Raw genomic sequence first — 24,369 nt, 5'->3', positions numbered from 1 at the left:
GTATAAATGCTTGAATCCATATTTTTAAGTTTTGTGTTTTATGACAATAATATATTAAAAATCCTATTGATCAAGTGGGAGTTTTGCGTATATTTTCATGATAACAAATTATTATTCATGATTAATCGTTATTGGAGTTACAAAAATTATTTACTCGTTTTTAACAAGTTTCACATCAGGAGACGATTCTGCCGATTCCCTCGCAATCATGCTGACTTTCTCATACGTGCCTCCACTGGCGAATGTTGAACCTCTGAAGTTCATGAGGAGCGCATATGAGGTGGTTCATCAATGCCCAAAAGATGGTGGTTTTTCTCCTGTTGCTTGGGTCTGGATTTTTAGCCGTCTATAACTTAGATGGTTATCCTGATTTCATGGCATTAGACGAAGGTTTTCGGCTCTATTTTGCGAGAAATGTGACTGAACATGGAAAATGGGCTATTCTGACCCAAGATGGGTATCAGGAATATTGGCGTGATTCAACAGGTTTGCTTGTTCTCGGTTCTGTTATTGCTGCATTTAAGCTGTTTGGCCCCTCGTTATGGCTCGCTCGTTTGCTGGTTAGTGTGTTTTTGATCGCTGGTGTCGTTACTGTTTACCTTGTCGTTCATAACTGGTATGGTCAGCAGGCTGCCATACTCGCTGTTGCGTTATTTCTGTTCTTCGGTCCGCCATGGCTTAATAGTGTGACAATGGGGCGCTGTGTATACGGCGAAGTTCCCGCGTTGGTTCTCTTCATTACAGGATGCTGGCTATGGTCACGTGCCGTAATTCAACCATCACGTTTTTTGCCGGCGGCCAGTCTGACATTTGCGCTCGCCGTGCTGGCTAAGGACCTCTTCGCACCGGTCATTATTGCCGCAATTGTCATCACATCTGTCTATCAGCGTTGGCGTGGGGTGATCGTCCCTCGCTTATGTGTCATATTGCCAATGGTGGCATGCCTGGTTGCATTCACTGGTTGGTCGTTGTTTCAATACATTATGAGCCTATTGAGTGGCTTTGGTCATCAACATAACCTTGTGCATTTGTCGTTGAGCCGGGTTATGATTGTTTCTCCACTGCTTTGGTTTCAAAATGCGAAATTTCTTTATGATAATGGGGTGCTATTTGTTATTCCATCTGTGTTGTATGTGTTATTTATTCGCAAGACTAACATTGATTCAGGTTTTCTGGTTTTGTCTTTCTTCCTGGTAGTCTGGTCAATCTGGTATATCGGTTTCTCAATTGGCTGGCCACGCTATGCGTATCCGATTTGGGCTGTTGGCGGTATCATGCTGGCAATACTGTTAGATGATATTCGGGTTATGATGCACCGGTATATCACGGAGGAGCCAAAGCGTTTATTAGCACAATTGGCCTACCCGATATTTATAGGTTTGTCTTGTGTCATTATTGTCCTGTGGCCAGCCCAGAATACTGTTCGTCGTCTTTTTGCAGAAGCGAATGATGATGCGCAAATGATGGCAATGTATATCGACAGGTATATACCTGCTGATGCTCGTATTGTATCTGGGCAATGGGACATATGGTTCTATAGTTCAAGAACCTATATTCCTATTCCCGCCGAATATTATGAATCAAAGATCGCTAAGCAGGTCGGTAAACATGTTGCTATATCGCATTTTACCGATATGAATGATCTGCGAGCTGAATACATCATTGATGGTCACGAAAATCAGGTTGTTGAAATGGTGCCATTTTCTTCACTCCAGGATGATTATGAATTGGTGTATCAGAATGCCTCATACCGGTTGTATCGATTGAAGCCTTGATGGCGTTGTTTTATCACCTCCCCTTGACTCGATAAATCGATACCGTTGCATTCTCGTACACCGGCTCTAACGTATCAGCGCTTTGCCTGGTCAGCTCAGATCGATTACCGTCACGGTCACGCATCACCACGTATGAGACCTGGAACTCATCGAGCAGTTGCCGACGCTGCGTCGCCGATGTCGCCGGATCGAGCACAATGCGGGAATTGTCGCGCTTGGTGTAGAAATCGAGCGTTCCGGCCCAGTGGGCAATGTACGCACGGGCATCACTCCAGACCGGTACAAACTGGCCGAATTCAATATCGGCCAACACGACATCGTTGCCGGTCGTCCGCTGTTGGAGCCATTGTAAGGCCGCAATTTCATCGTTCGTCAGGTAGTGTGGCTGTTCATAACGGGCCAGATAGACAAAGCGCCAGCCCTGGATGTAGACGCTGGTGATGATGCTAAGGCCAAACACGGTAATCAGGCCAATGGTGAGTGCCCACTTCCCACGCTGGCGAAGCAAAGGTATCAGATGCTCGTCAATGTATTTCGCTGCCAGGAGCATCATCGGAATTTGCAGGCCGAGCAGCATGTGAATCTGAAATTTGAGCGGGAGATACATCAGCCCGAAGTGAACTACAAACCATGAAACCAGAAATATTTCCCGGTCGTCACGACTGAAGAACATCCGCTTGCGCAAGCCGGCAAACGCCAACAGGAGTGGTACACCCAGTAAGATGATGAGCAGTAATGGGTTTGGGGTGAAGACGCCGGCATTGTCAAATTGTTCGAGCTTACGCCCCCACGTGGGTTCGTTCGCCACCAGATAGGCCAGGTAGAGTGCCCCAGGCGCCGAAAAGATTGCCAGGATAACCCCTTGTTTGAAGAGGGCAACCGGAAACCGTCGGTCACGCCACCAGATGAGTAGCCCAAACAGTCCTAATGCGCTGTAGACGATCAGGAGATCGTAGGCGTGCTGAAGTGCCAGTACCGCACCAACGATGCCGGCAGCGACCGCATAGCGTGATTGCTTCGTTCGCCATGCCAGCAGCATCAGGCTGAAGATGGCGATGATCAGGGCCAGGGCCATTGTAAAGTGCGGAAACGCCTGCATGATCATGAGCGTGTTTGGTTCGACGGTGTAGATGCTGATCGGGAAGGGCGCTTCGGGTAAGCCTGCCGCATACTTGACAATGATCCAGATGACTCCCAGGCCACCGCTCGTGCAGATCAGCCAGAACGCAATCTGACGTTGCCGGGGTTGGTCGTTGATCAACGGCAGGAAGATCAGCAGACTGGCGAGGAGCGAGAAGATTGCCACTAGGCGCAGAATCGTGTAGGCGGTGATGTACGATACGCCGGTGATGACGCTGAAGCGTGCCGTTGTCCACCAGAGCAGGTTGAAGAAGGCCGGTTCGTTGGCTTCCGGTGTCAGACGGTTGGCCGCCAGGTCGCTATGCGTGAAGCTGCGTAGCCACGCGAAATACTGGTTGTGATCCGGGACGCCATCAATAACACCCATGAATTGCCGATCAGGTGGGGCGGTGACAAACGCAAAGACGATTGGCGCCCAAATCACCAGCATCAAACCGAGGATGACAACACCGTAAAATCGCCATTCAGCAGTGTTGAGGTTCACTCGTTGAGCTGCACGCTGCTCGATGGCGTTCAGTTCGGTCGTTTGCGTTATTGCCATATCATGCTCCTGCCTGCTGGTTGAGGTTAGTGTCGGCGATTGCGAATAAAGATGATCAATCCGCCAATTGCACCGAGAATGCTGATTGTAAAGGCCAACGCGATACCGATGACCGCCAATCCCCCGCGCTCCCAGTTCATCGGTTCTTGCAACGGCGGGGCATTCCGAATCGTCTCTGGCAGAACGATGGGTGTTGGCGTTGGTTCAACGACAACACCTGCCGCAGCCGTGGGTGTCGGCGGTAGTGGCGTCGGCGTGAAGAGCGGTAATCCTGGACGTGGCGGCAGATTCAGGCGAGCGCTGCTGTACCAGATTTGATGGATCGGTCGATCTTCGGGCCGATCACCTTCAAACAGCCGTGAACGGGTGAACCAGACGGCATGAAGCTGGTTGCCTTCGTAGATCGCCAACCGTGGCAGTTCGGGGTAGAGATCGTTCTGCATAATGATGCGCGGTGGCAGCCAGCGCGTGCCGTCGAAGGTCATATGGATCAAGGCCGGTGGCCTGTCACCGGTTTCCGTGCCCGCCGTAAATCCCACCATCAAGAGATGGACATTACCGGCACCGTCATTTGCCAGACTGTAGTAGTCGAGGTTGTTGTCACCGATATTGCGGGCACGTACATACGGCAGCTCAACCGGAGGTGTCCAGGTGTCACCACCATCGAGTGACCGCTGAAAGTAGAGCCGGTCGTTGCGCACACCGCGAAAGACGACAAACGGATTTCCCGCGGCATCAACGGTCAGTGCCGTCTGCTGTACCGCTTCCAACGGTGGCCCTGGCAGATCATTGGTCGACTGCTGTCGGTTGCCCGGTTGTTGCCGCAACAGTTGGACAACAGTTGTCGGTAAGCGAAATTTGACCGGCGTCGTCCACGTCTCACCGCCATCGTCTGAACGCCGGTAGACACCGTAGTGCGGCTGACCCTGGCCGGCGTACCAGTCGGCACCTTCATCCCAGACGATATGAATGCGATTGAGCGTGTCAACCCGTACCTGGGGCCGGTTCTCCCCCAAATCGCTCTGCGAAAGGTTGACAATTGCCGACCACGTGGCGCCATTGTCGGTTGAACGGCGGTAGAAGATTTCGCCACATTGAAAGCATTGCGGGTTGGTGTTTTCGGCTACCACATCACTCCAGAAGGCGTGCAGTACACCCTTTTGATCGGCAGCCAGGGCAACGTAGTAGCCACTATCGCTGACCAGCCGCCCTTCATCCCAGGTTTGCGGCTGAATAGCCGTATCCCACGGTGCCGAGCTGTACCTGATACTCGTCCCGGCCCGGTAGAGCAGATGGAGCCGCCCATCACGCCCTAGCACGATGCTTGCCCGCACAGTGTAGCCACCCACACCGGGAGCCAGCAGCTCGCGTACCGGTTCCCAACTGCCATCGGCGTTGCGCCGGCGATACATCAACAGATCGATGGTTCCACCTTCCCGTTGGTCGACAATGAGACCTCCGTACCAGACCACATGCACACTACCGTCTGGGCCGAGGGTCATATCTGGTAGCCACGACCAGCCGTATCGCCGCTCAAGCCGCTCTGGTGGCACCTGGCCGTACTGCAATGGCGAGAGTTCGACTGGCGCTGTCCAAAATCCCTGACTGCGTGCGGTTTGCTCACCAGCAATACCGATCAGAAGCACAAACACCATGATGGTGAGGGCAAAGCGCGTCTTCATGTCTCTGCCCTCCGCTCTATCAGTTGGCGCACGCTGATCAGCAGGCCAACGAACACCCAACTGTACATCGTGTATTTGAAGCCGGGTACCCCCTGATTGTAGAGAAACGGTAATATCCAGTCACCGAGCATCATCGAGAACTGTGCGGCAGCCCAGCCTGCGGTCGCGATGATCGCCGTCGTTCGCAAGATGCCCTGCGGGGCAAGCTGGATCGTTTTCCAGCCGTAATAGAGGCTCACGATGGCAAACCAAATCCAGATACCGAAGCCAACCACGCCGAATTGAGCCAGAATATCAAAGTAGTTATTGTGCGTTGAACGTGCATCGTAGCGGAAGTAGGTCATGTTGTAGGGCGCATAGCCGGCCACGCCGGTACCAAACAGCCAGTGGTTTTGCACAACCCATAAATTACGTGCCCAGATTTCTAATCGTCCCAGGCCACCCTCTTCGATATTGTCATGAATGACGCTATCGATGTAACTTCGGCCAGGCCCGAAGGCCAGATTTAACCCGACCAGCAGGATCAAGATGAAGAAGAGTCGTCTTGAGATGAGGAAGGCCATAAGAATCAGAGCGACGAAGGTCGGTAGCCAGCCTGAAATCCAGAGCGAATTACGAACGGCGACCAGCCAGATGTGCAGGATGAGCAAAGCGCCCCCGGCCAGTCGCCATCCCCAGGGTACCTGTGGTTGCAGAAAGATGATACCTGCCAGGGTAACGCCAAACCACAAACCCCATAGCCCGGCATCGGTGAGGATCACGTGATTGATGTTCAGCACCTGAGCGATGGTCATCAATCCGCCGCAGACCACAAACATGCCCAGGTAGGCTTTAATTTGCCACTCGTGCTGAATGAACCGTCCGACCAGGAAAGGAATGCACATCAATCCCAGCAACGAGAGCAATGAGGCAATTTGGGCAAAGCGGAAATTGCCCATAATCCACCAGTCCAGGATCGGATCGGCCCAAAGTGCTCCCCACGGTATCGAAAAGATACAGATCGCCATCATCGCCAGCAGTGGCTTATTCAATGGCGAGGGCACCAGTTGCCACGTGCGACGGGTGATCATGCTGACAATCCAGATTCCACTGAGGGCCAGGGTAAGCAGCATGCTAATCGGTAATTCGCTCCCGTTGCCTGCCGGCAGGCTGAGCGGACGCATTGCCAGCCCGGTGAGGGGGAGGATCAGCACAAACCACTCAAACCGGTAGAGTAAGAGGGTTAACCCGATCAACCCTAATGGAAGCGCTAGCAGTGCAAAGCCGATCAGTTGGCGATTGGTGCCAAACATGAAACCAACCGCCAGACTGTAGACGATCAGGACACCAATCACCCCTCCCAGCACCAACGGACGGGGGAGCCGTTCAATCCAGGGTGGTGTATCTATATGACGCAGGAGCGAATTCATTACCGTTACCTAAAACCGTTCCGGTAGCACCGGTTGTTGCACACGCCGACCGATTGCCGCCCAGAGCAGACCACCATCGCGCACAAAATGTTTCCCAACCGTGTGGCGGCCTCCGCTACAGGCAATCAGCAGACTGCCAATCGTAGCTTTCAAGAAAAAGATCATCTGTAATCCGTGCCCCAACAGGCGGGCAGTCCCCTGTCCATAATGCTTGGCGAAGAAGCGCAATTTGCTGAAGTAGAGTTCGGCCTTCATGCGCGTTGCCGCCTGTTTACTGCTCTGACCGCCGAAGTGAACAATATCGGCAGTGGGAAGGTAGCAGATCGGCCAGCCGGCCCGCTTAATTCGATAGCACCAGTCTACCTCTTCCGTATACATAAAATACGACTCGTCGAGCAAGCCAACCTGTTTCAACACCTCACGCCGTAAAACCATCGCCGCACCGTCAAGCCAGTCGGTCTCGTAAGCCGGCGAGCCATCGACCGTTGGATACCGCCGCCGCCAGCGGATTTTCTTGCCGGTCAGCTCGGTGAGCAGGTTGGGGAAGAGGGCCCACGAAGGTTGCAGCGTACCGTCGGCGTTGAGCAGCCGTGGCCCAACGACGCCAACCTGCGGGTGGGTGTCGAGAAAATGCACCAGACGTTGAATTGAGCCGGGTCGAGCAATCGTATCACTGTTGAGCAACATCACATAGCGGCCACTGCTGGCCCGGATTGCCTGATTGTTAGCCGTCGCAAAGCCGCGATTGTCAGGGTTGGCGATGATGAATACGTCTGGAAAATGCCGGGCTACTGCCGCCACACTGCCATCGCGTGAGCCATTATCAACCACCCAAATCTCTGCCTCAATCCCACATGTTGCTGCCGGGAGGGAAGCCAGACAGTCAAGCAACAGTTGGCGTGTGTTCCAATTGACAATAATGATACTGACATCAGGTACGGGCCAGGTCATAGGAAACAGTCCTTCGTTGAGCAACCTCGCGCAAAAGATCATCTAAGCGGGGAACGATCACTCGCCAATCGTAACGTGCCGCCACTTCTCGTCGCCCGGCTTCACCCAGTCGGCGGGCCAGGGGTGGGTCGCTGAGCAGTCGACTGGTGGCACGAGCAAAGTCCATCGGCGTGTCGGCCAGCAAGATATGCTTACCATCAATGAGTGCCAGCCCTTCGGCCCCTTTGGTTGTACTCACGACCGGTACACCTAACGCCAGCGCTTCCAGAATCTTGAGCCGGGTGCCACCCCCTTCCCGGATCGGGCTGACCTCAACCGCATGGCGGGCTATGAGTGCTCGAATGTCGTTGACGTAGCCGGTAAATTCCACGCCATTGACCCTGGGTAAATGCGCTTGTTGGTCAGCGGTGATCTTTCCGGTGACGCGGAACTTAGCCTGTGGATGGCGGGCACGAATCAGGGGCCAGATTTTTGCGAGAAAGTAATAGACTGCGTCAAAGTTAGCGCTGTACGAGAGGGCGCCGGGGTAGATGAGCGTATCGGCTTCCGGCTGATAAGGGTATGCGGCACAGGCCCGACTATCGACGCCGTTGGGGATAACCGATAGCAGTGGCGTATGCGGGCCGGTGATCTGGTACAGCAAGCTGGCTTCTTTCTCAGAGACTGTAGTAACAGCGGCAAAGCTGGGAATGATCGTCGCAATATAGCGCCGATGCTGGATCGCCGTCAACAGACTGCGGAGTCGACGCAGACCGTAATGATTGCGATGGTCTTCCAGAATTGCTGCCAGTTCCAGCTCTTCGAGTACCAGTGGCACATTCTGAATCAGGCAGGCGTAGGGTGCGACATCGATCTGCATCGCCAGAATCACATCAGGCTGCCAGCGAGCCACGCTTGCCAACACCGCATCGGCAAATGGTTGACTCCAACGTACCCGCACCGAAGCCGGTTTATTGCTGGTCAGGCTGCCTAACCTGTCCCGCAGGGTAAGCAGCCGATCAGGGCGCTCAAAGACCTGCCACGAGCGGCAAAGACGACTGATTTCCTGGGATTGTACTGCCGTTGCCGGCCCCTGACTGAAGGCAATCAGGTGCAGGTGATGGTGTTCGGCCAGGCCGCGTAGAATGGCCATTGCCCGCAATCGTGAACCGTTATCATCCGGTTCAGGCCACCAGGTTGAGAGAACGAGGATGCGCATAGGCCCTGCCACCTTCCAATCAAACAGGCGATGTAATCACACGCGGTTGTGGTCGTGCAACCGCTGCGTAGTACGCGGCCAGTGTCTGCTCTGCCGTCTTCTGCCAGGAGAAGCGCTTCACGCGCTGCCAGCCGGCCTGGCGCAGGCGCTCTGCCACTGCCGGATTGCCAAGCACGGCCAGCAGATGGCGAGCCAGGATCTGTTCGTCTTCCGCATCTCCGATCAGCCCGGCATCACCGACGACTTCCGGGATTGCTCCCCGGTCTGACGCGATGATCGGTGCCCCACAAATCATCGCTTCCAGCAGGGGAATCCCAAACCCTTCAAACCATGATGGAAAGACAAACGCTGCGGCCATACTGTAGAGCGCGATCAAGTCGTTGCGCGATGGCCGCAACAGCAGACGCGCATACCCGGCGTCGACGGCCTTCTGCACTGCCGGCCATGGCTCGCGGCGGGCAAAAAAGACGATCTCGTAGCGCTGTTGCAACTCTTTGGGCAAGATCTGCCAGGCCCGCACAATCACTGCCGGGTTCTTTAGCCCATCGGCCAGAATGAACGGACGGCGCAGATCGTAACGCTGACGAACGCTGGCCAGGGTCTGTGGATCATCGATCCTGACCACATCGGGCGGTGCGCCGTGTGGTATAACGACAATCGCATTACTGTCGTAACGACAGTAGCGCAGAATATCGCGTTTTGCATGCTGCGAGACGGTGAGAAGACGTTGTGATCGACCGACTGCTCGCCGACTCATCAGGTGCAGGTAACTCATCATCGCTATCGAGCGCAGGTCTTTGTTGTGGCCGGCGATAATCTTATGCCACGGCATCACGTTAATCGCGTCGTGGAGCGTAATGACCGTTGCTGCTTTCCTCGGCCCAAAGCCATAATTTGCCGGAAAGTGGGCAACGTCGATCTGATCGGCAGCCATCGCCCGCCGGAGCCCCACAAGGTCATTGGCAATACTCGAAAGCGGATTGCGGTAGGGTAATCTACGCAGCACGACATTAGCCGGAAGGTGCTCTAGCTCAAACGGTGCCTTGGTGTCGGCGTAGAGAAAAAACTGCTCGTTGCTCCCGACTGCAAACAGAGCCGGCAGCAGGTGGCGGAGGTAGGTGTGAATACCACCGACCAGGCCGTGCGAGAGGTAGCGTACATCAATACCGATTCGGAGCGAGCGTTGCATCAGTCTATCCCCCTTGCCCTGTACCGGCTACCCTTCCAACACCGGCGCCGGCCCAAACCGTCCACGCCAGAAATCGATCCAGGCCAGCCGCATGCCAATCCGACCTTTGCGTGTCCGCCATTTCGGGCGCAGACAGAGACTGAGGTAGGTGCGTAAGTCTTGCACGATCAACGCATCAATCCAGGTGCGCCAGCCAGCTTTGGTTGCCCGCAGGAACAGTAAGCGATTGCGTGTCATGTAATACGCCAGGTATTCGCGATCAAAGCGCGCATTGAGCGGTATCTTATGCCAGACCTTTGCTGCCGGCGTAAAATAGCAGACATAACCGGCGCGACTGGCCCGCACACACCATTCGGTCTCTTCAAAGTACATGAAGAAGCGTTCATCGAGCAGGCCAATGCGCGGCAACGCTGCGACCCTGATGAGCATGGCGCAACCGGTGACAAAATCAACGATGCGAGCCGGATATTGCCCGCAATCCTCTTCTTCACCCCGCATCCGGCAAATTCCCCGTTGCCAGTCGATGCTGCCACCCGCCGACCAGATGCGGTTGGGGGCAGCGTGGTAGTAGATGATTGGCCCCACTGCGGCAATCCGTTGATCGGTTTCTGCCGCCTCTACCAGACGATCAAGGAGATCGGGCGCAACTTCGGTGTCGTTGTTGAGTAAGAGGGCGTAGTCGTAGCCGTGCGTCTGAGCGTAGCGTAACCCAACATTGTTGCCGGCGGCAAAGCCGAGATTGGCCTTATTTTCGATGACAATCGTGTTCGGAAACGCTGCCCGTACCTGCGCCGGTGTGCCGTCGGTAGATGCGTTGTCAACGACGACCACGTCGTAACATGCGCCTGGATACACCATCTGGGCCAGCGATTGCAGGCAGGCAAGTGTATCGGCAATACCGTTGTAGGTCAGGACGATAACGGCTACCCGTGGTTTCATGCACCAATCCCTCACACTGTGGTACGTCGTTTGCTGAGTGTCGTATAGTGCTGCAACATCTCCTTTAACTCATCTGCAAATGTTCGTGGTGGTTGGATACCGTCACGCAACCGTTCCAGCAGTCCCGGTTCGGTACGCAAACGCTGCAACTGGCGTGCCAGATCGCGATCATCGTTTGGTGTGAACAGCAATCCATCCACCTCGTCTTGCACCAGCTCGACCATCCCGCCCAGCCGTGAGCAAATCACCGGTCGCCCGGCTGCGTGTGCTTCCAGAATTGTAAGCGGGCTATTCTCGTACCAGATGGATGGAACCACGATCACATCAACCCTGCTCAGCACGTCTGCCAACTGATCGTGTCGAAACTTGCCGGCGATCTGAATGCCCGGATCGTCGCCTATCAGGCGCCGCAGGTGATTCGTGTAGGCCGGATTCTGGTCAGGATTACCAAAAATGATGAGTTCAGCGGGACGATTGCTGCGGGGCAGGCTCTTAAAGGCAGTAATCAGCAGATGAACCCCTTTGTGGGGGACGATCTGTCCGATGTAGCCGATCCGCAAGCGCTGACCAGACCGGACTGGCTGAACCCGGCGTAAATGTTCTTGGGTGATGCCTATACGAACCACCTGCACATGAGGCACCCATTCCCGAAACAGACCGGCTAGAAAATGTGAGGGTGAGATGACCAGATCGGCCTGCGCCAGCGCTGCCCGTAAGGTGTCGCGGCGAACCTGCTGTGCGGCGCGTCCACGGTCACCGGTGAGCGTGATCCATGCTTTACCGGCCAGTCCCGCGCTCAATTGTTCTGGAAGCCGATAGCGCCGTTGGTCAAGCTGCAAACACCAGGCACATTCGGCTGGATCGAGCGGTGGTTGTTTACACAACGTACCATCCCCGCGCAGCAGGGTAATCCGCGGACAGAGAAACCAGTAATCGTGCAGTGTAACGACAGCAGGAATATCCTGCGCGTGTGCGGCGTTGATGGCGCCAACCCCGATCAGATATCCACTCTGCAAGTGAACAATATCAGGCTGAAAGACCTGGATTCGCTGCTCAAGCCAGGCTGTAATAGCCGGGTTTGCATAGCTCCAGTTGGCCGGTGCATCGCGCAAACCAAGGTGAAGCCGCCAGACCGGAATATTGTGGTAGTAGTCGCGTTCAGCCCGCACGCCAAACGGCTGCTCCGTATCGAGCGTCTCGACACACACCACTTCACACTCATCGCCACGCCGTAACAGCTCGTGTGCCAGCCTCATCGTATACAGCTCGGCACCGGCACTGTAGCGCGGTGGAAAGTGATGTACTGCCAGCAGTATGCGCATCGTCTCTTCCTCTCTTAACGGCGTGCAGCGAACAGGTTACGCACAAATGTTGTTTCTTCCGTACCAATCACTCGTAATCCAACCAGCAGTGCTCCGTAGATGAGTCCGCCGCCGCCGATCACCAGCAACACCGGCCATTCACGCGCCAGATAGACCATGCCGGCCATAAGTGCCACGGCAATCGCTGCCCGGTACACCACTTGCCAGCGCATCAGACGCAGTTGATCGCGCAGCAGCCAGACATATTGCACTGCCAGCACGGCCTCGGTCACTACCGTGATGATGGCTGCGGCCGGTGCTCCGTAACGCGAGGTAAAGATCAGGTTTGCAATCACATTGATACCACTGCTGATCATGATCGAGCGCGCCACCAGTGCCTCGCGGTCGGCAATCACCACGACATAACCGAGAAATTCGGTCAAAAACATGAGTGGTAGTGTCCAGATGAGCACCGCCAGCAGTGGCGCAGTAGCGGCGTAGTCCTCGCCAAACAGGAAGAGGGTGATCGGGCGGGCTAAAATAAATCCTCCCGCCGTGATGGGCAGGGCCACGATACACAGGTAGCTTAAAATTCGTTCATAAATCCGTGGCAGGTTGGTTGGATCAGTTTTGGCCTGGCGTGCCAGCGAAGGGTACAGGGCGGTGTTCAGGACGTTTGAGAGCGTAACCAGGGCAAAGATCAGGTTGTACGCTGCATTGTAATAGCCGGTCTCGCTATCACCGAAGCTAACGTTGAGCACAACTGTATCGAACCGGTACGACAGCCCTAGCGTCAACCCAATCACACCAAACGGAAAGGCGGCACGTAAGAGACGCAACCAGCGTTCGCGCTGCCAGCGCCCCGGCGTTACCCCTAACCGCCACAGGGCACGGACAACCAGGGCAGTCATCACCGCGACACCGATCATGGTTGCGAAAATGAGGCCGTAGTACCCCAGCCCCAACCAGAGCGCCAGTCCACCGAGTGTCACGAAGATCAACTGATTCACCACCTGCATCCCGGCGGTGAGATCGAGACGTTCGTGACCGGCCAGCACTGCCTCACTGCTCCCGTGAACAGCATAGATGAGCAGGGTCAGCCCGTTCAGCGCAATCGCTCCGATCATCAAGAGGGGTCGGCCGGTTGCAATTGCGGCGCTCACGACGAGCATGCCGGCAATCAGGGCCAGGATCAGCCGCAACCCCAACACATCGGCATAGAGATCGCGAATCTTATCCAGATGATCCGGTTCGCTCCGCAGACGGGCAATTTCACGCACGGTGTATGGCGCCAGCCCCAGATCGGCGATGAAGAGAAAGATGCTCCCAAAGCCGATCACCGCAGCGTACTGGCCAAAGTCGCTTGCACCCAACTGGCGGACAATAAAGATTGAAAAACAAAACGAGAGGACTTTGATCGCCAGTTGGGCGATCATTCCGGCTACTGAGTTGCGCAGAATCGTGCCTGCAAGCTGGTTCATACAGCGCTACCAGTCATAGTGGATGTGGATCGCCGAGCCGGCCAATCCATCATCTTGTGCGTCAGCTCTACCACGCGATCAAGCCACTGTTCAATCGTAAAACGCTCTTCCATCAACTGCCGCCCGGCCTGCCCCATCCGCTCTGCCCGGTCGGGATTTTCCCAAAGGGTAGCAATTGCATCTGCCATCCCATCAGCATCGCCCGGCTCTACCAGTAACGCCGTTCTTCCTTCGTCCACATACTCGGCCAGCCCTGGTCGGCGAGTTGCAATCACCGGTCGTCCCATTGCCTGGGCTGCCTGTACCGATGTGCAACCGGCACTCCACTGGGTGCTGGCTTTAATCGGGACAACGACGATGCGGCTTTGTTGATAACAGGTTCGTAGTTGCACCGGTGGCACGAAGGGCTGGAGGCTGATGTTAGCCGGTAATACTTCACGTTCGTGACCGCTGCGACCGCTGATCCAGCTACTGCCAACCCGTAAATGGCAGGGAATATGCGGCAGCCGACGCATTGCCCGGATCAGGGTGGGGTAGTCGCGGTGCGATAGACCCAGGCTCTGCACGACGCTGGCTTGCTGTCTACCCGGTTGCGGTTGGTAGAATGCAGTGTCAACTGGTGTATGCAGGGCAACCACCCGTTCTGCCGGTAATCCAAGAGCCTGCCGCATGCCTTTCGCCTCAGCCTCACTAATCGCTGCCACGATGTCCCACCGATGTTGAAGATGGAGTGTTCGTATCAGTTGCAGTTTGCGTGCCGACATGCCGTGATGAAAGATCACGAGATGGCGAACTGTCTGCGGGAGCATTAAAGCCAGTGGTATCCCAACCCGCTCCGAAAGGCTGATCACGGCCTGATACCTCGCCGAGCGCACTATCTGATTCACCTGTGATGCCAAACGCAGATCGAAGCGTGTTATCCCCTCTAATCGCTCCAGCATGCGGTTTGGCCGCACGATGCCGTAGTCAACGTGGCGATTGTCGAAGCGCTCTGCCAGCTCCAGATAATCAACCCGCTGATGAAAGCCTTGCTTCACCGCTGCTACCAGTCCTGGCACCGGCGCATTTGTCGCTACCACAAGTATCCTTGTTACTGGTTCATGCATATTCCTACCTTACCACGTATGGCTGACAGTCCGCTAAATAAACTGTAGAGCGAATATGACGCCATCGTCATTCAGGCTTCAGGTGGTTTGGCTGAGGTGCTGGTTGAACGTGCGGATGTTGATATGGAGATCGACTGGACAATGCGCAAAGGATTGAACGTTTTATCTCCTGCATTGAACTCGCCGAAGCTGGTACTCATTCCTGAAAAGGGGATCATTGTCGAAGTCAGGTTCACTGGCGGGGCTATCCTTGTACGCGCAAATGCATGCCGCGTCAGGTTCTGCCCGGCTAATAAGCCCTGTCAGTTCTTTTTCTCACCTCCAGCCAACCCGTTCTCGGTGAGTCTATCCGAACCATCTTACAGTCAGGCAGGCGAAGGCAACATCTTCGCCTGCCCAATATGCGACCAGTCTCTACAGGTACCCCAGCACCTGCGGGTATCGCTTGCGCTGCCGGCGATACCAGTAGCCGAGCGGGATCAAGAGCACGAGACCCATCAACCAGGCACTGTAGCCCCAAATGATGCGCGGCCCGCTTAGTGGGAGCTGGCTCATCACCAGGGCAATCAGGTGGTAAATGACAATGTGCATCACGTAAAAGAAGAGCGAGACCTGACCAACCATCGGCAGCCAGCGGAAGAGTCCGTTTGTGAAGAGGTCTGGTTTGGCGTAGGCCGCGGCCAGGATGAGAGCTGCAATGCCGAGGTTGAAGGCAAAGTAACTCAGGCTGGGTGGGGCTTTGCTCATAACCAGCCAGTGCGCTGGTGTGTTGCCGACCGCCCTGAACGCGCCCAGATCGCCGAACCCTCCGATCAGGCGCAAGATTAGCCAGCCGATGAGGAGTCCGGTCCCGATCTGGAACCAGCGGCGCGATGACAGGTGTGCTGTTTGCCCTTGCTGGTGTCCCATTGCGTAACCAAGCCAGAGCAGTGGCCCCCATCCCAGGACAGCAAAACCGACAGCCGGTTGAGTGTCGTAGCTGTAGGTGAGCCAGAAGGCCTGCCAGAACGATTGCGGCTCATTCCTGACCAGTTCCGGGGCGATAGCGCCGATCCATGCTTGATGAATGATGAGGGTGATGATGGCAACGAACCCGATCTGACGCGGGGAAAGTAGATGGCGCAGTCCGGCCAGCAGGATCATTGCGGTGGCGATGCTGGTCAGGACGTGGACGTAGGGCGTTGCACCGCGCCAAAACCAGGCACAGATGGTGAGATCGAGCACCAGAATAATCAGGGCGCGGATAAGGATAAATCGCGTGGTTGCCGAAGCTGGCCTGCCACGTCGGCTTTGCCCTGCGGCATACAGGGCCAGGCTATACCCACCCAGGAAGAAGAAGATCGGTGACGCCAGGTTGGTGAGTAGTCCACTGAGCCAGTAGGCTGCACTTTGCAAGACCACCGGCTGTCCGCCATACGACTCGGCCTGAAGCCCTGCGCCAACGAAGAAGGCACTGTGGTCAAGCGCCATCAGAATCAACGCAATGCCGCGTAATGCGTCAATCGCGACAATCCGCCTGCTGGCCTGCTGCTCAACAACAATAGGTCGGGTTTCGGCAGCGATCCGTGCGGTTTGCATGCGCTCTCTCCTTACCGTTCAGAAAACGGCATTATGGCGTCGGCTGAACAGATGGGTTGGTCTGCGTACCTGCAATCTCGGCGACACTATCGCGAATGGCTACCCGCCAGAGCGCACCACTCACCAATCCTGCCACACCATAGCCGGCTGCCCCCCACAGCATTGCCGTTGTAAAGCTACTGCTCATGCTGATCACAATCACCAGAATAGACCCCAATACCGAAAAGACGCCATTCATACCCCACGCCCAGACCACCAGTCCCGGTGCGCGTGCGCTCAGTTGACGTAAACCGGCAGGGAAGGGGATACCCATCAGGGTAGCGAGCGGGGCAATGATGATCATACTCACCACAATTCGAGCCAGATCGGGCCAGTGCATCCAGGCCGCAAACAATACCGGTAATGTGACAATGTAGATGACGGTTGTGATCGCGATCCCGATCAAGACTAGCCGCAAGGCGTTACTACTGCGAATGTGTTTACTGCCGAACAGGCTACCAATTGCAGCAAAGAGCAGCATGCTGGCAATCGTCGTTGTGGTAGCGTGGATCGGATAGCCAATGAAGAGCGTGAAGCGCTGAATCAGCACGATCTGGATAAACATATACGCCGCACCCAGCAGGCTGAAATAGGCCAGGGTGGGCAAGGCACCGGGCAGGCGGAGACCATCACGCTGGTAGCGCACCAGTGGCGTGACGATGAACGCAATCGCCGCCCCAATTGCAAACGTAGCCATCGTCAATAAAATCAGATTGCCGATGGGAAAGCGATTGAGGCGCCCCTCATAACTGCTGTTGAAGTGCAGATTGTCCCAGCGGAAGTAGTTGTAGAAGAAGGGATTGTCGTCGGTGACCGGGAAAATCTGGAAGGGGTATGCTCGTTCAAAAGCGCGTGGATCGGGGGCGTGCAGGTATTCAGCGAACGGTGTGTTCAGGCGCACAAAGGGATCGTGCAGCATGGTGAAGTTGTTTGCCGCCCCCCATGCCCGCAGGCGCTCGATCTGTTCCGGCTGGAATGGTGATCGGCTCACCAGCAGCGTAGCATTTACCCCCTGCTCGTTCGCGATGATTGCAATATGGACGGCTGGATCGCTCACCCCCATGCGCCGCAACGCTTCGGCTGCCAGCCCGGTCAGGCGCAGCATTTCACGGGGCGGACTGTTTACATCACGTGTCCATGAAAAAATGCCGGTGGGGGTCAGCGCATTGAGCGCCTGTTCCAGCGCATCGACGGTGTAGAGGTACGACTCGGCCAATACGTAGGCACCGCCCGACAACGCGGCCAGGTTGTCGAGGCCAATACCCTGAATAATGTCGTACTGTTCGGTCGTCCGGCTGAGAAAGCTGCGCCCCTCGGCGACGATCAGTTCAGTTGAAGGGTGCTCGGCTAATCTGCCCGTGTAATCGGCGTATCTCCCTTTTAAGAGGTTAACGATGGTTGGATTGAGTTCAATGGCTGTGATTCGCTCTGCTCCGTACAGCCGGGCCAGCAGAATGTCAAGCCCACCACCAACCCCGATCAAGAGTGTACTCGGATGCTCATTGCCCAGATGGTAGGCCGCACTGATTACCGCATGGTCGAGGAAGCGAAACCGTTCAAGATCGGCGTCACTGCCATCGAACCGGTACATCCCGGTCATCGAGGTACCATCAATCGTGACCAGCTTCAGCGGCAGCTCTGGGCGCTGTTCAAGTGGATAGCGTGAGCTGACTGCCCCCACGATCATTGGTTCGGTGACCACAATCTCCGGCATCACATCAACTCTTCCTACCGCATCCCAATGCGTAAATTCCGGGCCGGTTCCCTGCGCCTGCATAGCCCAACCCAGCTCTTTTGAACCGGGTACGGCCAGGGTTGGCGGTCGCACAATCAGCGCAACCAGCAAGAGACTCTCGACCCCGATCAGTGCTACCGGCAACCAGCGTTGCCGTCCTTGTGCCTCGTATCCCAGCAGGATGGCCGAGAATGCACCGATCACCGCAATCAGCGCAATGACTGCCGGGCCGCCAATGAGCTGAATAACCTGCAGAACCGTAATCGTGGCGATACCAGCTCCTGCCATGTCGGCAAAGTAGAGGCGGTGCGAACTACTGGCCCACCGACCGAAGATCGCCGCGATCACCAGTCCACCACTAAAGAAGGTGCTGAACAGACAGATGAAATAGATACCAAGACCGACAATAGCCCATCCAAGCTGGGCAGCGCGTAAGGGATCGATGGCGATGGTGCTGATCGCGATCAGGTTGCTCAGGCTGGTGAGACTGAAGATGAGCGCAAGTTTGCCCAACCGACGCTGAAGCTTGTCTGGCCCCCATCGGCGCACGGCGAGAAATGTACCGGCTGCTCCCCCGCCAAGCAGGGCGATACCGATGACCATGTAGGTAAAGTGGTGCCAGATCATGAGTGAGAAGATACGGGTGAAGGTGATCTGCAGGGCAAGAATGCTACCGCTGAGGAGGGTTAGACCGAGATACTTTCCAGTCGAGTGAAGTGATGGGATAAACTTCATGCCGTGCTCGCTTTCTGGATGGGTTGCTGATCAGGTGTAGGTGGCCTGTACCTGGTGTTGGCCGCTCGTGAGCCTGATCACCCGGTAGGTTTTACCGGCGATCTGGCGTTGCAAGTGCGGCATCCTGTCAGTACCGATGGTGACGGCGGCCAGCCGTGCTGTGCGATGCGTTTCCGGGATGCAAAGGGTGAGGTCGAATCTCGTTGACGGGATGGTGATGGTGCCACTGAGTCGCTGGTTGTCCCAGTTTAGCTCCTGCAGGTCACTCGCCCTGCGGGCATCAATAAATCGCAGCCACTGCTCAGCCGCCATGATCGGCAAACCAACCTGAGTGGCATAGGCGAGTGTTTGATCAAACCAGCGTGCGACTTCACCGGCAATCGGGCCACCGATCAGGAAGGGGTCAACGTGGCACTGTAATCCCAATGCTGCCGGGTAACGATCAACACTCGCTGCAATCTGGGCAATGCTTTGCGCGGCTGCCTGTTCACCGCTGAAACCAACCTCGTAGCCGGTTTGAAACACCGGCATCAGGTGTTCGTCAACCAGGTGGGTCGCCTGCTGATACACATCGATTACCGTTCCATCCCGGTCAACGAAGCGCAGTGGCAACCCGCTCCCGTTCAGATAGCCCATTGTCCATGTGCCATCAGTTTTGCGCACAACCGGGCCGCTATGGTAGTGATCGAGGTTCATGCGAATACCATAAGCCGCCTGGACGATGGCATTGTCAACCCAACCCTGCCAGAGGATGCGATGCGTGCGTACCGTTGGCGGCAGTGGCCCATAGCCGAGCTTGATGAATTCACTCCAGTGTCGGTAATAGCCGGCTTCCAGCCCCTCTTCGACGTAGGGATGCATGCCGAATTCGTGACCACGATCACGCCACGCCTGCACATGGTGTGGGCCCGGCAACGGATCATCACCGCCGAGGGTCGAGCCGATTACCGGTGCCCGGCTCAGCATCCAACGCAATTTACGGCTCAAGCGCCCGGACGCATCTGTTGGTGGTGGGGTGTAGTAGATCGAAGCTGTGCCGTTATGACGCTCAACAATGCCCAGCCACTGTTCAATGTGGCTGACCCGACTGCCATGCGCATCGCCGGTGGCAATGATTGCACCGGGAGCGTTGTCGGGCAGGTACCACAGACGAGGTAGCGGTAATGGACTTACCTCTTCAATCATGCGACTGAGCAGGCGCTGATGTTCGTCGGCCTGGGGAATAGCGATTCGTTCCAGATCAATCCAATCGACGAAGAGATCGCTTGCCCGCAACCCTTCCATCAGATCGCGTTCCTGGTTCGTCCAGGCCGGGTTGCCCTGTCGGATCAGGGCAATCGTCAGCGCCAGATCAAACGTCCACAATGCCGCACGTCCGGCTCCGAACTGGTGAATCGTTACCAGCGGATCACCATTGCTGCCGGTGGCAATAATCTCCGCCCCCTGCACCGTCACCCGCTCGTACACAGTATGAAGTTGCAGCGGGCCACTGATGCCGGTTGCAGGAATGGGAAAGAGTGAATCATCACGCTGAGATGATCCCAGATACCTGACACCGAATATCTCGGCCAGCGCAGGATCAGGGCGAATGCCGATCAAGCCGCCCCCGGCGTGCACAAAGTGCTGCAACCACGCCACCTGTCCGGCGGACAACGGTACCGAACCGATGATGATCACTGCACCAGTACGAACCTGATCTATCTGATCATCAAAGCTGATCCGACGCAGACCAATAAACCCCTCTGCCCGGAGTATTTCGCCGAGGTACGCGGTAAAATCGGGCCGCGGTGCCGGATCGGCTACCAGGAGTAGCGGGGCAAAGCCATCGGTAACTGGCGGTAAACTCACGCTTGCGCCCGCTGCGGGTGGCGGCAATGGCCAGTGTTCCGCACCGTAGGCCACCAGTCCACCCAGTCCGGTGGCAGCCAGCAGGCCGGAGAGAAATGCTCGACGGGTTATCGGTCGCTGCAAGTAGTGCATAAGCGTCTGTCTTATCCCCGGCGACGCCGACCGGCAGGCGGACGACGCCGTGTTGGTCGTTTCGCCGCTGGCGGTGGCAGCGATGACTGCCGTTCTTCAGGTACGTTGAGAGGTGCCTCGCCGACAGCCCGTTCATACAGCTCTTCAGGTACGTTGAGAGGTGCCTCGCCAACCGCCCGTTCATACAGCTCTTCTGCTGCTTCATACGCTGTATCGGTTTCAATTGCCGGTACCACAATCACCCGTCGATCCTCGTGAGGTGGTGGCGTGATGATGACCTGTGGTGCTGTGGCAGGTGTTGGCGGTGGTGTCTGATTGGTGTCAACTGCACGGGTAGTATGTGCATGAGTGGTGTTCTCAGCTTGCTGTGTTGTGTTTGTCCGCTCACCCTTACCGGGATTGAGTAATCGCAGCGGAATGTCGCCTAACAGGTGGCGCAGGCTGGGTAACGGTAGGCGGGGCTGTTCTTTTCGACCGGGGAGCACATACTCTTCGGTCAACATTACTGCACCCAACACACTATCAGTGCGTTTAAGGGTGAGTCGTTTCAGGCTCTGCTGGATGTCGCGACTGCTATCTTCAACCGGTTTCAAGGCCAGGATAACTCCATCCATCATTGGCGCCAGCAGGGCAGCTTCCACGCCGCTCAGGGTTGACGGGCCATCGAAGATCAGAATATCGGCGGCCCGTTGCAGGCCGTCAACCAGCGCGGGCCAGGGCTGCGAGGGTGGCAACGGACGCCCCTGGTCATCGGTATTGCGGGCCAGCAGCAGCACATTCTTGATCGGCGTCACCCGCAGACTCGACCAGACCTGGGCTTCGCCGTCAATAGAGATGGGTTGCAGCACCGCATTTGGATCGGCAAAGAACTCGCTGAGGATAGCCCGCTCGGTTTCGGCATCAACCAGCAGCACGCGATAGCCGGATAGCGTGTAGCAATGCGCCAGATCGACGGCTAACGCACTTCGCTCATTTGAAGGTCGTGGCCCACTCACCATCAGAATCCGCGCATTGCGCGGCAACCCGGCGAGGACAATCTGGGTGTGCGCCTCTTTCACCGCATTAAAGCGTATTCTGGCTTCTTCATCGCTGAGGCTGATCGAGGGGTGTTTACCCGGTACCACACCGAGAAAATTCAGGCCAAACCGACTACGCAGATCGTTGTGATTCCGCCAGCGTGTATCGATCATCTCCAGCACAAACGAGGCCATCATCCCCAGGATTAACCCAACCAGTCCCGCGATAGCTACCGTCAGATTCCGCTTATTTGGTAATGGAGCCGTGGGTACCTTGGCCGACTCGAAAATCGACAGACTATTCACCAGACTGGTATTCTGGAGGCGCAGTAACTGCGCATAGGCGTTCTGGGCAGTATCACGGGCCAGTTCCAGTTCCTGCAGCCGATTGCGCGCCTCGCGCAAATCGGTGGCGCTAGTCGCCTGCGCCAGCATCTCGCGGGTTTGGGCAATCTGGCGATCAAGCTGATCAATTTCGGCCTGTGAGCGTGTAATCTGTTCATTGAGCAAATTACGTTGCGCAGCAACGTTTTCCGGTGAATTTGGGCTAAAGCGTACCAGCTCATGCGCTATCGCATCAGCAATCGCCGCGGCCCGCTGCGGGTTTGTGTCGGTAATGGTAATGTCAAGCAGGCTTGCCTGTCGATTGACACTGGTGGCGAGCATATAGGTGCTGATCACCTGCCAGGGAAACGGTAAACCCAGTTTCTCAACGACAGGAGCCAGAATGACCTCGCGGCGCGCCATTTCAGCGTAAAAACCTGCGACGGTGGCACTCAAGCCGAATGTCTGCGGATCGGGCGTGGCGGCAAGTGTATCACCCACCTGCAACGTTGTGCGACTCACATAGTAATCAGGCTGCCGCAAGGCAAAAACAAAGGCGGCACCGGCAGCAATCACCGCTGCCAGGAGGGCCACCCACCACCATCGTAGTATAATCCGCACATACGACCAGATGTCGCTCCAGGTGAGCATCACATCGGCTCCTTCTTAACTGGTAGCGGGCAAGATGACCAGATCACCCACTTCCAGTCCACTTATGATTTCAGCTTTGCCATCAACAATCAGACCGATTTCAACATCAACCCGCTGCGGCCCTTGTTCAGTAGGCACCAGAACGTGGGTGCCACCATCGCGACGGATTGCCTCTATCGGGAGCCAGCGCACATTTTCGCGTCGGCCAAAATCAATCGTTACCAGAGCCGGATCGCCGACGGCTAGCGCAAGATCGCCGGCGTTGTAGGCAACGTGTAGCTCTGGTGCCTGTAGGGGGTTGGTCAGCATCGTGCTTTTCCGAATCACCCCATTAAAGGTACGGCCAGGGTAGCGCACGAAGCTGATCGTGACCGGGGTACCATCTGAAATCCGCTCAAGATCGGTGCTACTCACTGCACTGATGGTGATCTGTAATCCCGAATTATCCATCAATCGGATGACCGGCATTTCAGCCTGCACCGGAAAACCGACCAGGGCGTCAATGGCGGTGATTGACCCGTCGAAGGGGGCATAAATACGGCGCGCTTCGATCTGACGCTCGATCTCTTTGATCATGAGTTCTGAAGCAGCCAGGCTCTTCACCAGCAACGGATCGGGGGTCGCACGTTGGCGTGCGGCATCGAGCTGAATCTGCGCCTGTTCTACTGCCCGGCGAGCCGCCGTGATTTCAAACTGATCCGCACCGTTGAGGAGCCGATCCAGGCGGGCGCGGGCCAGCGCTACATCCGCTTCTGCTGCCTGCACCGCCGCGATCTCATTGCCACGAGCCGTGTCGAGTTCGATCTGGGCCAGCGCTACTGCACTTTCAGCCGCCTGAAGCTCAACCGTCAAACGATCAACTAATGCCCGTACCTCCGGCGTGTCTTCGACCTCCAGACGGGCGCGAGCCTGACCATAGGCAGCCTGCACCCGTTGCAACTCGGCAACCCGGTCGGCCAGTGCCCGTTCGGCGCGCGTCTTGACGGCAGAGGCATCATTGCGTGTCCGTGCCAGTGCTGCCTCTGCCCGTTGCAGAGCCGCACGTGCTTCCGCGATCTCGGTTGCCGAGGCTGGAGTTGTCAGTTCAGCAAGGCGATCCTGTGCTGTTTCCAGTGCGACTTCGGCGGCCCGCACCTCGATCTGGGCACGGGCTACCGCCTGATCAATTGCCCGTCGATCTTGTTCGGCGTTAATCTGCGCCTGACGCAACCGGTCTTCGAGCGTACCCAGATCGATCTCGGCCAGGAGCTGCCCGGTTGTGACCTGCGCACCTACTTCAATGTACAGATTGCGGAGAATGCCACTCTCGCGGAACGCTAGGTCGCGTTCCAGGATGGGCGTAACCTGACCACTGAACTCGCGCCGGTCCTCGAACGTTCCCAGGGCGACTGCAACAGTCCGCTGCACCGGTTCAGTTGCCGTGGCGGTTGGTTCCACTACCACAACCGTTGGTTCCGGTGTTGGTGGTGGCGTCCATGGTTCGGGTGTAGGGGCGCCAACCAGGCTGCTGATGCTGCACCCACTCAACCCGACCAGGAGAGTGATCATCAGGATATGCCGAACAACACGCTGTAGACGGTCTTCCATAGCATTCCCTGT

General features: G+C 56.4%; 16 protein-coding genes. 1 reads left to right on the top strand and 15 read right to left on the bottom strand.

Annotated features, from left to right (window positions below; all coding sequences use genetic code 11):
• The first annotated feature begins 275 nt into the window (after positions 1-275).
• Positions 276-1,775: an ArnT family glycosyltransferase gene (locus CAUR_RS19765; RefSeq protein WP_012259598.1), complete on the top strand. Its 1,500-nt coding sequence runs from the start codon at positions 276-278 to the stop codon at positions 1,773-1,775.
• A gap of 13 nt (positions 1,776-1,788) precedes the next feature.
• Here the strand turns inward: CAUR_RS19765 and CAUR_RS19760 are convergent, their stop codons facing one another.
• From CAUR_RS19760 to CAUR_RS19690, 15 genes are all read right to left on the bottom strand, one after another.
• Positions 1,789-3,456, bottom strand: a complete 1,668-nt coding sequence (locus CAUR_RS19760) for a hypothetical protein (RefSeq protein ID WP_012259597.1) — start codon at positions 3,454-3,456, stop codon at positions 1,789-1,791.
• A gap of 26 nt (positions 3,457-3,482) precedes the next feature.
• Positions 3,483-5,138, bottom strand: coding sequence for a sialidase family protein (locus CAUR_RS19755; protein WP_012259596.1), 1,656 nt, complete (start codon positions 5,136-5,138; stop codon positions 3,483-3,485).
• The gene (locus CAUR_RS19750; protein WP_012259595.1) at positions 5,135-6,547 is read right to left on the bottom strand and encodes an O-antigen ligase family protein; all 1,413 of its coding nucleotides are present in this window, start codon (positions 6,545-6,547) and stop codon (positions 5,135-5,137) included. The genes CAUR_RS19755 and CAUR_RS19750 overlap by 4 nt, the downstream gene beginning before the upstream one ends.
• A gap of 9 nt (positions 6,548-6,556) precedes the next feature.
• On the bottom strand, positions 6,557-7,498 hold the full coding sequence (locus CAUR_RS19745) for a glycosyltransferase family 2 protein (RefSeq protein WP_012259594.1): 942 nt from the start codon (positions 7,496-7,498) through the stop codon (positions 6,557-6,559).
• A complete protein-coding gene (locus CAUR_RS19740) occupies positions 7,479-8,696 on the bottom strand; it encodes a glycosyltransferase family 4 protein (protein WP_012259593.1) in 1,218 nt (405 codons plus the stop codon). The genes CAUR_RS19745 and CAUR_RS19740 overlap by 20 nt, the downstream gene beginning before the upstream one ends.
• A 19-nt stretch (positions 8,697-8,715) precedes the next feature.
• Positions 8,716-9,885 carry a glycosyltransferase family 4 protein gene (locus CAUR_RS19735; RefSeq protein ID WP_012259592.1) on the bottom strand — a complete coding sequence of 390 codons (1,170 nt, stop codon included), beginning with the start codon at positions 9,883-9,885 and terminating at the stop codon, positions 8,716-8,718.
• 27 nt (positions 9,886-9,912) lie between these two features.
• A complete protein-coding gene (locus tag CAUR_RS19730) occupies positions 9,913-10,824 on the bottom strand; it encodes a glycosyltransferase family 2 protein (protein WP_012259591.1) in 912 nt (303 codons plus the stop codon).
• Between the two features lie 11 nt (positions 10,825-10,835).
• Complete coding sequence (locus tag CAUR_RS19725; protein WP_012259590.1) at positions 10,836-12,146, bottom strand: glycosyltransferase family 4 protein; 1,311 nt, start codon at positions 12,144-12,146, stop codon at positions 10,836-10,838.
• 14 nt (positions 12,147-12,160) lie between these two features.
• Positions 12,161-13,606 carry a flippase gene (locus CAUR_RS19720; RefSeq protein ID WP_012259589.1) on the bottom strand — a complete coding sequence of 482 codons (1,446 nt, stop codon included), beginning with the start codon at positions 13,604-13,606 and terminating at the stop codon, positions 12,161-12,163.
• A complete protein-coding gene (locus CAUR_RS19715; protein ID WP_242604993.1) occupies positions 13,603-14,685 on the bottom strand; it encodes a glycosyltransferase family 4 protein in 1,083 nt (360 codons plus the stop codon). The genes CAUR_RS19720 and CAUR_RS19715 overlap by 4 nt, the downstream gene beginning before the upstream one ends.
• A gap of 441 nt (positions 14,686-15,126) precedes the next feature.
• Complete coding sequence (locus tag CAUR_RS19710; RefSeq protein ID WP_012259587.1) at positions 15,127-16,290, bottom strand: acetyltransferase domain-containing protein; 1,164 nt, start codon at positions 16,288-16,290, stop codon at positions 15,127-15,129.
• A gap of 31 nt (positions 16,291-16,321) precedes the next feature.
• On the bottom strand, positions 16,322-18,799 hold the full coding sequence (locus CAUR_RS19705) for a polyamine aminopropyltransferase (RefSeq protein ID WP_012259586.1): 2,478 nt from the start codon (positions 18,797-18,799) through the stop codon (positions 16,322-16,324).
• Between the two features lie 30 nt (positions 18,800-18,829).
• Positions 18,830-20,779 carry a hypothetical protein gene (locus CAUR_RS19700; protein WP_012259585.1) on the bottom strand — a complete coding sequence of 650 codons (1,950 nt, stop codon included), beginning with the start codon at positions 20,777-20,779 and terminating at the stop codon, positions 18,830-18,832.
• 11 nt (positions 20,780-20,790) lie between these two features.
• Positions 20,791-22,770 carry an LPS biosynthesis protein gene (locus CAUR_RS19695; protein WP_012259584.1) on the bottom strand — a complete coding sequence of 660 codons (1,980 nt, stop codon included), beginning with the start codon at positions 22,768-22,770 and terminating at the stop codon, positions 20,791-20,793.
• 15 nt (positions 22,771-22,785) lie between these two features.
• Positions 22,786-24,357, bottom strand: coding sequence for an efflux RND transporter periplasmic adaptor subunit (locus CAUR_RS19690; RefSeq protein ID WP_012259583.1), 1,572 nt, complete (start codon positions 24,355-24,357; stop codon positions 22,786-22,788).
• Positions 24,358-24,369 lie beyond the last annotated feature (12 nt).

Origin of the sequence: Chloroflexus aurantiacus J-10-fl (genome assembly GCF_000018865.1) — a bacterium.
Taxonomy (GTDB): domain Bacteria; phylum Chloroflexota; class Chloroflexia; order Chloroflexales; family Chloroflexaceae; genus Chloroflexus; species Chloroflexus aurantiacus.
The sequence above is the reverse complement of the archived record's forward strand: the minus strand, read 5'-3'. Positions and strand labels throughout refer to the sequence as shown.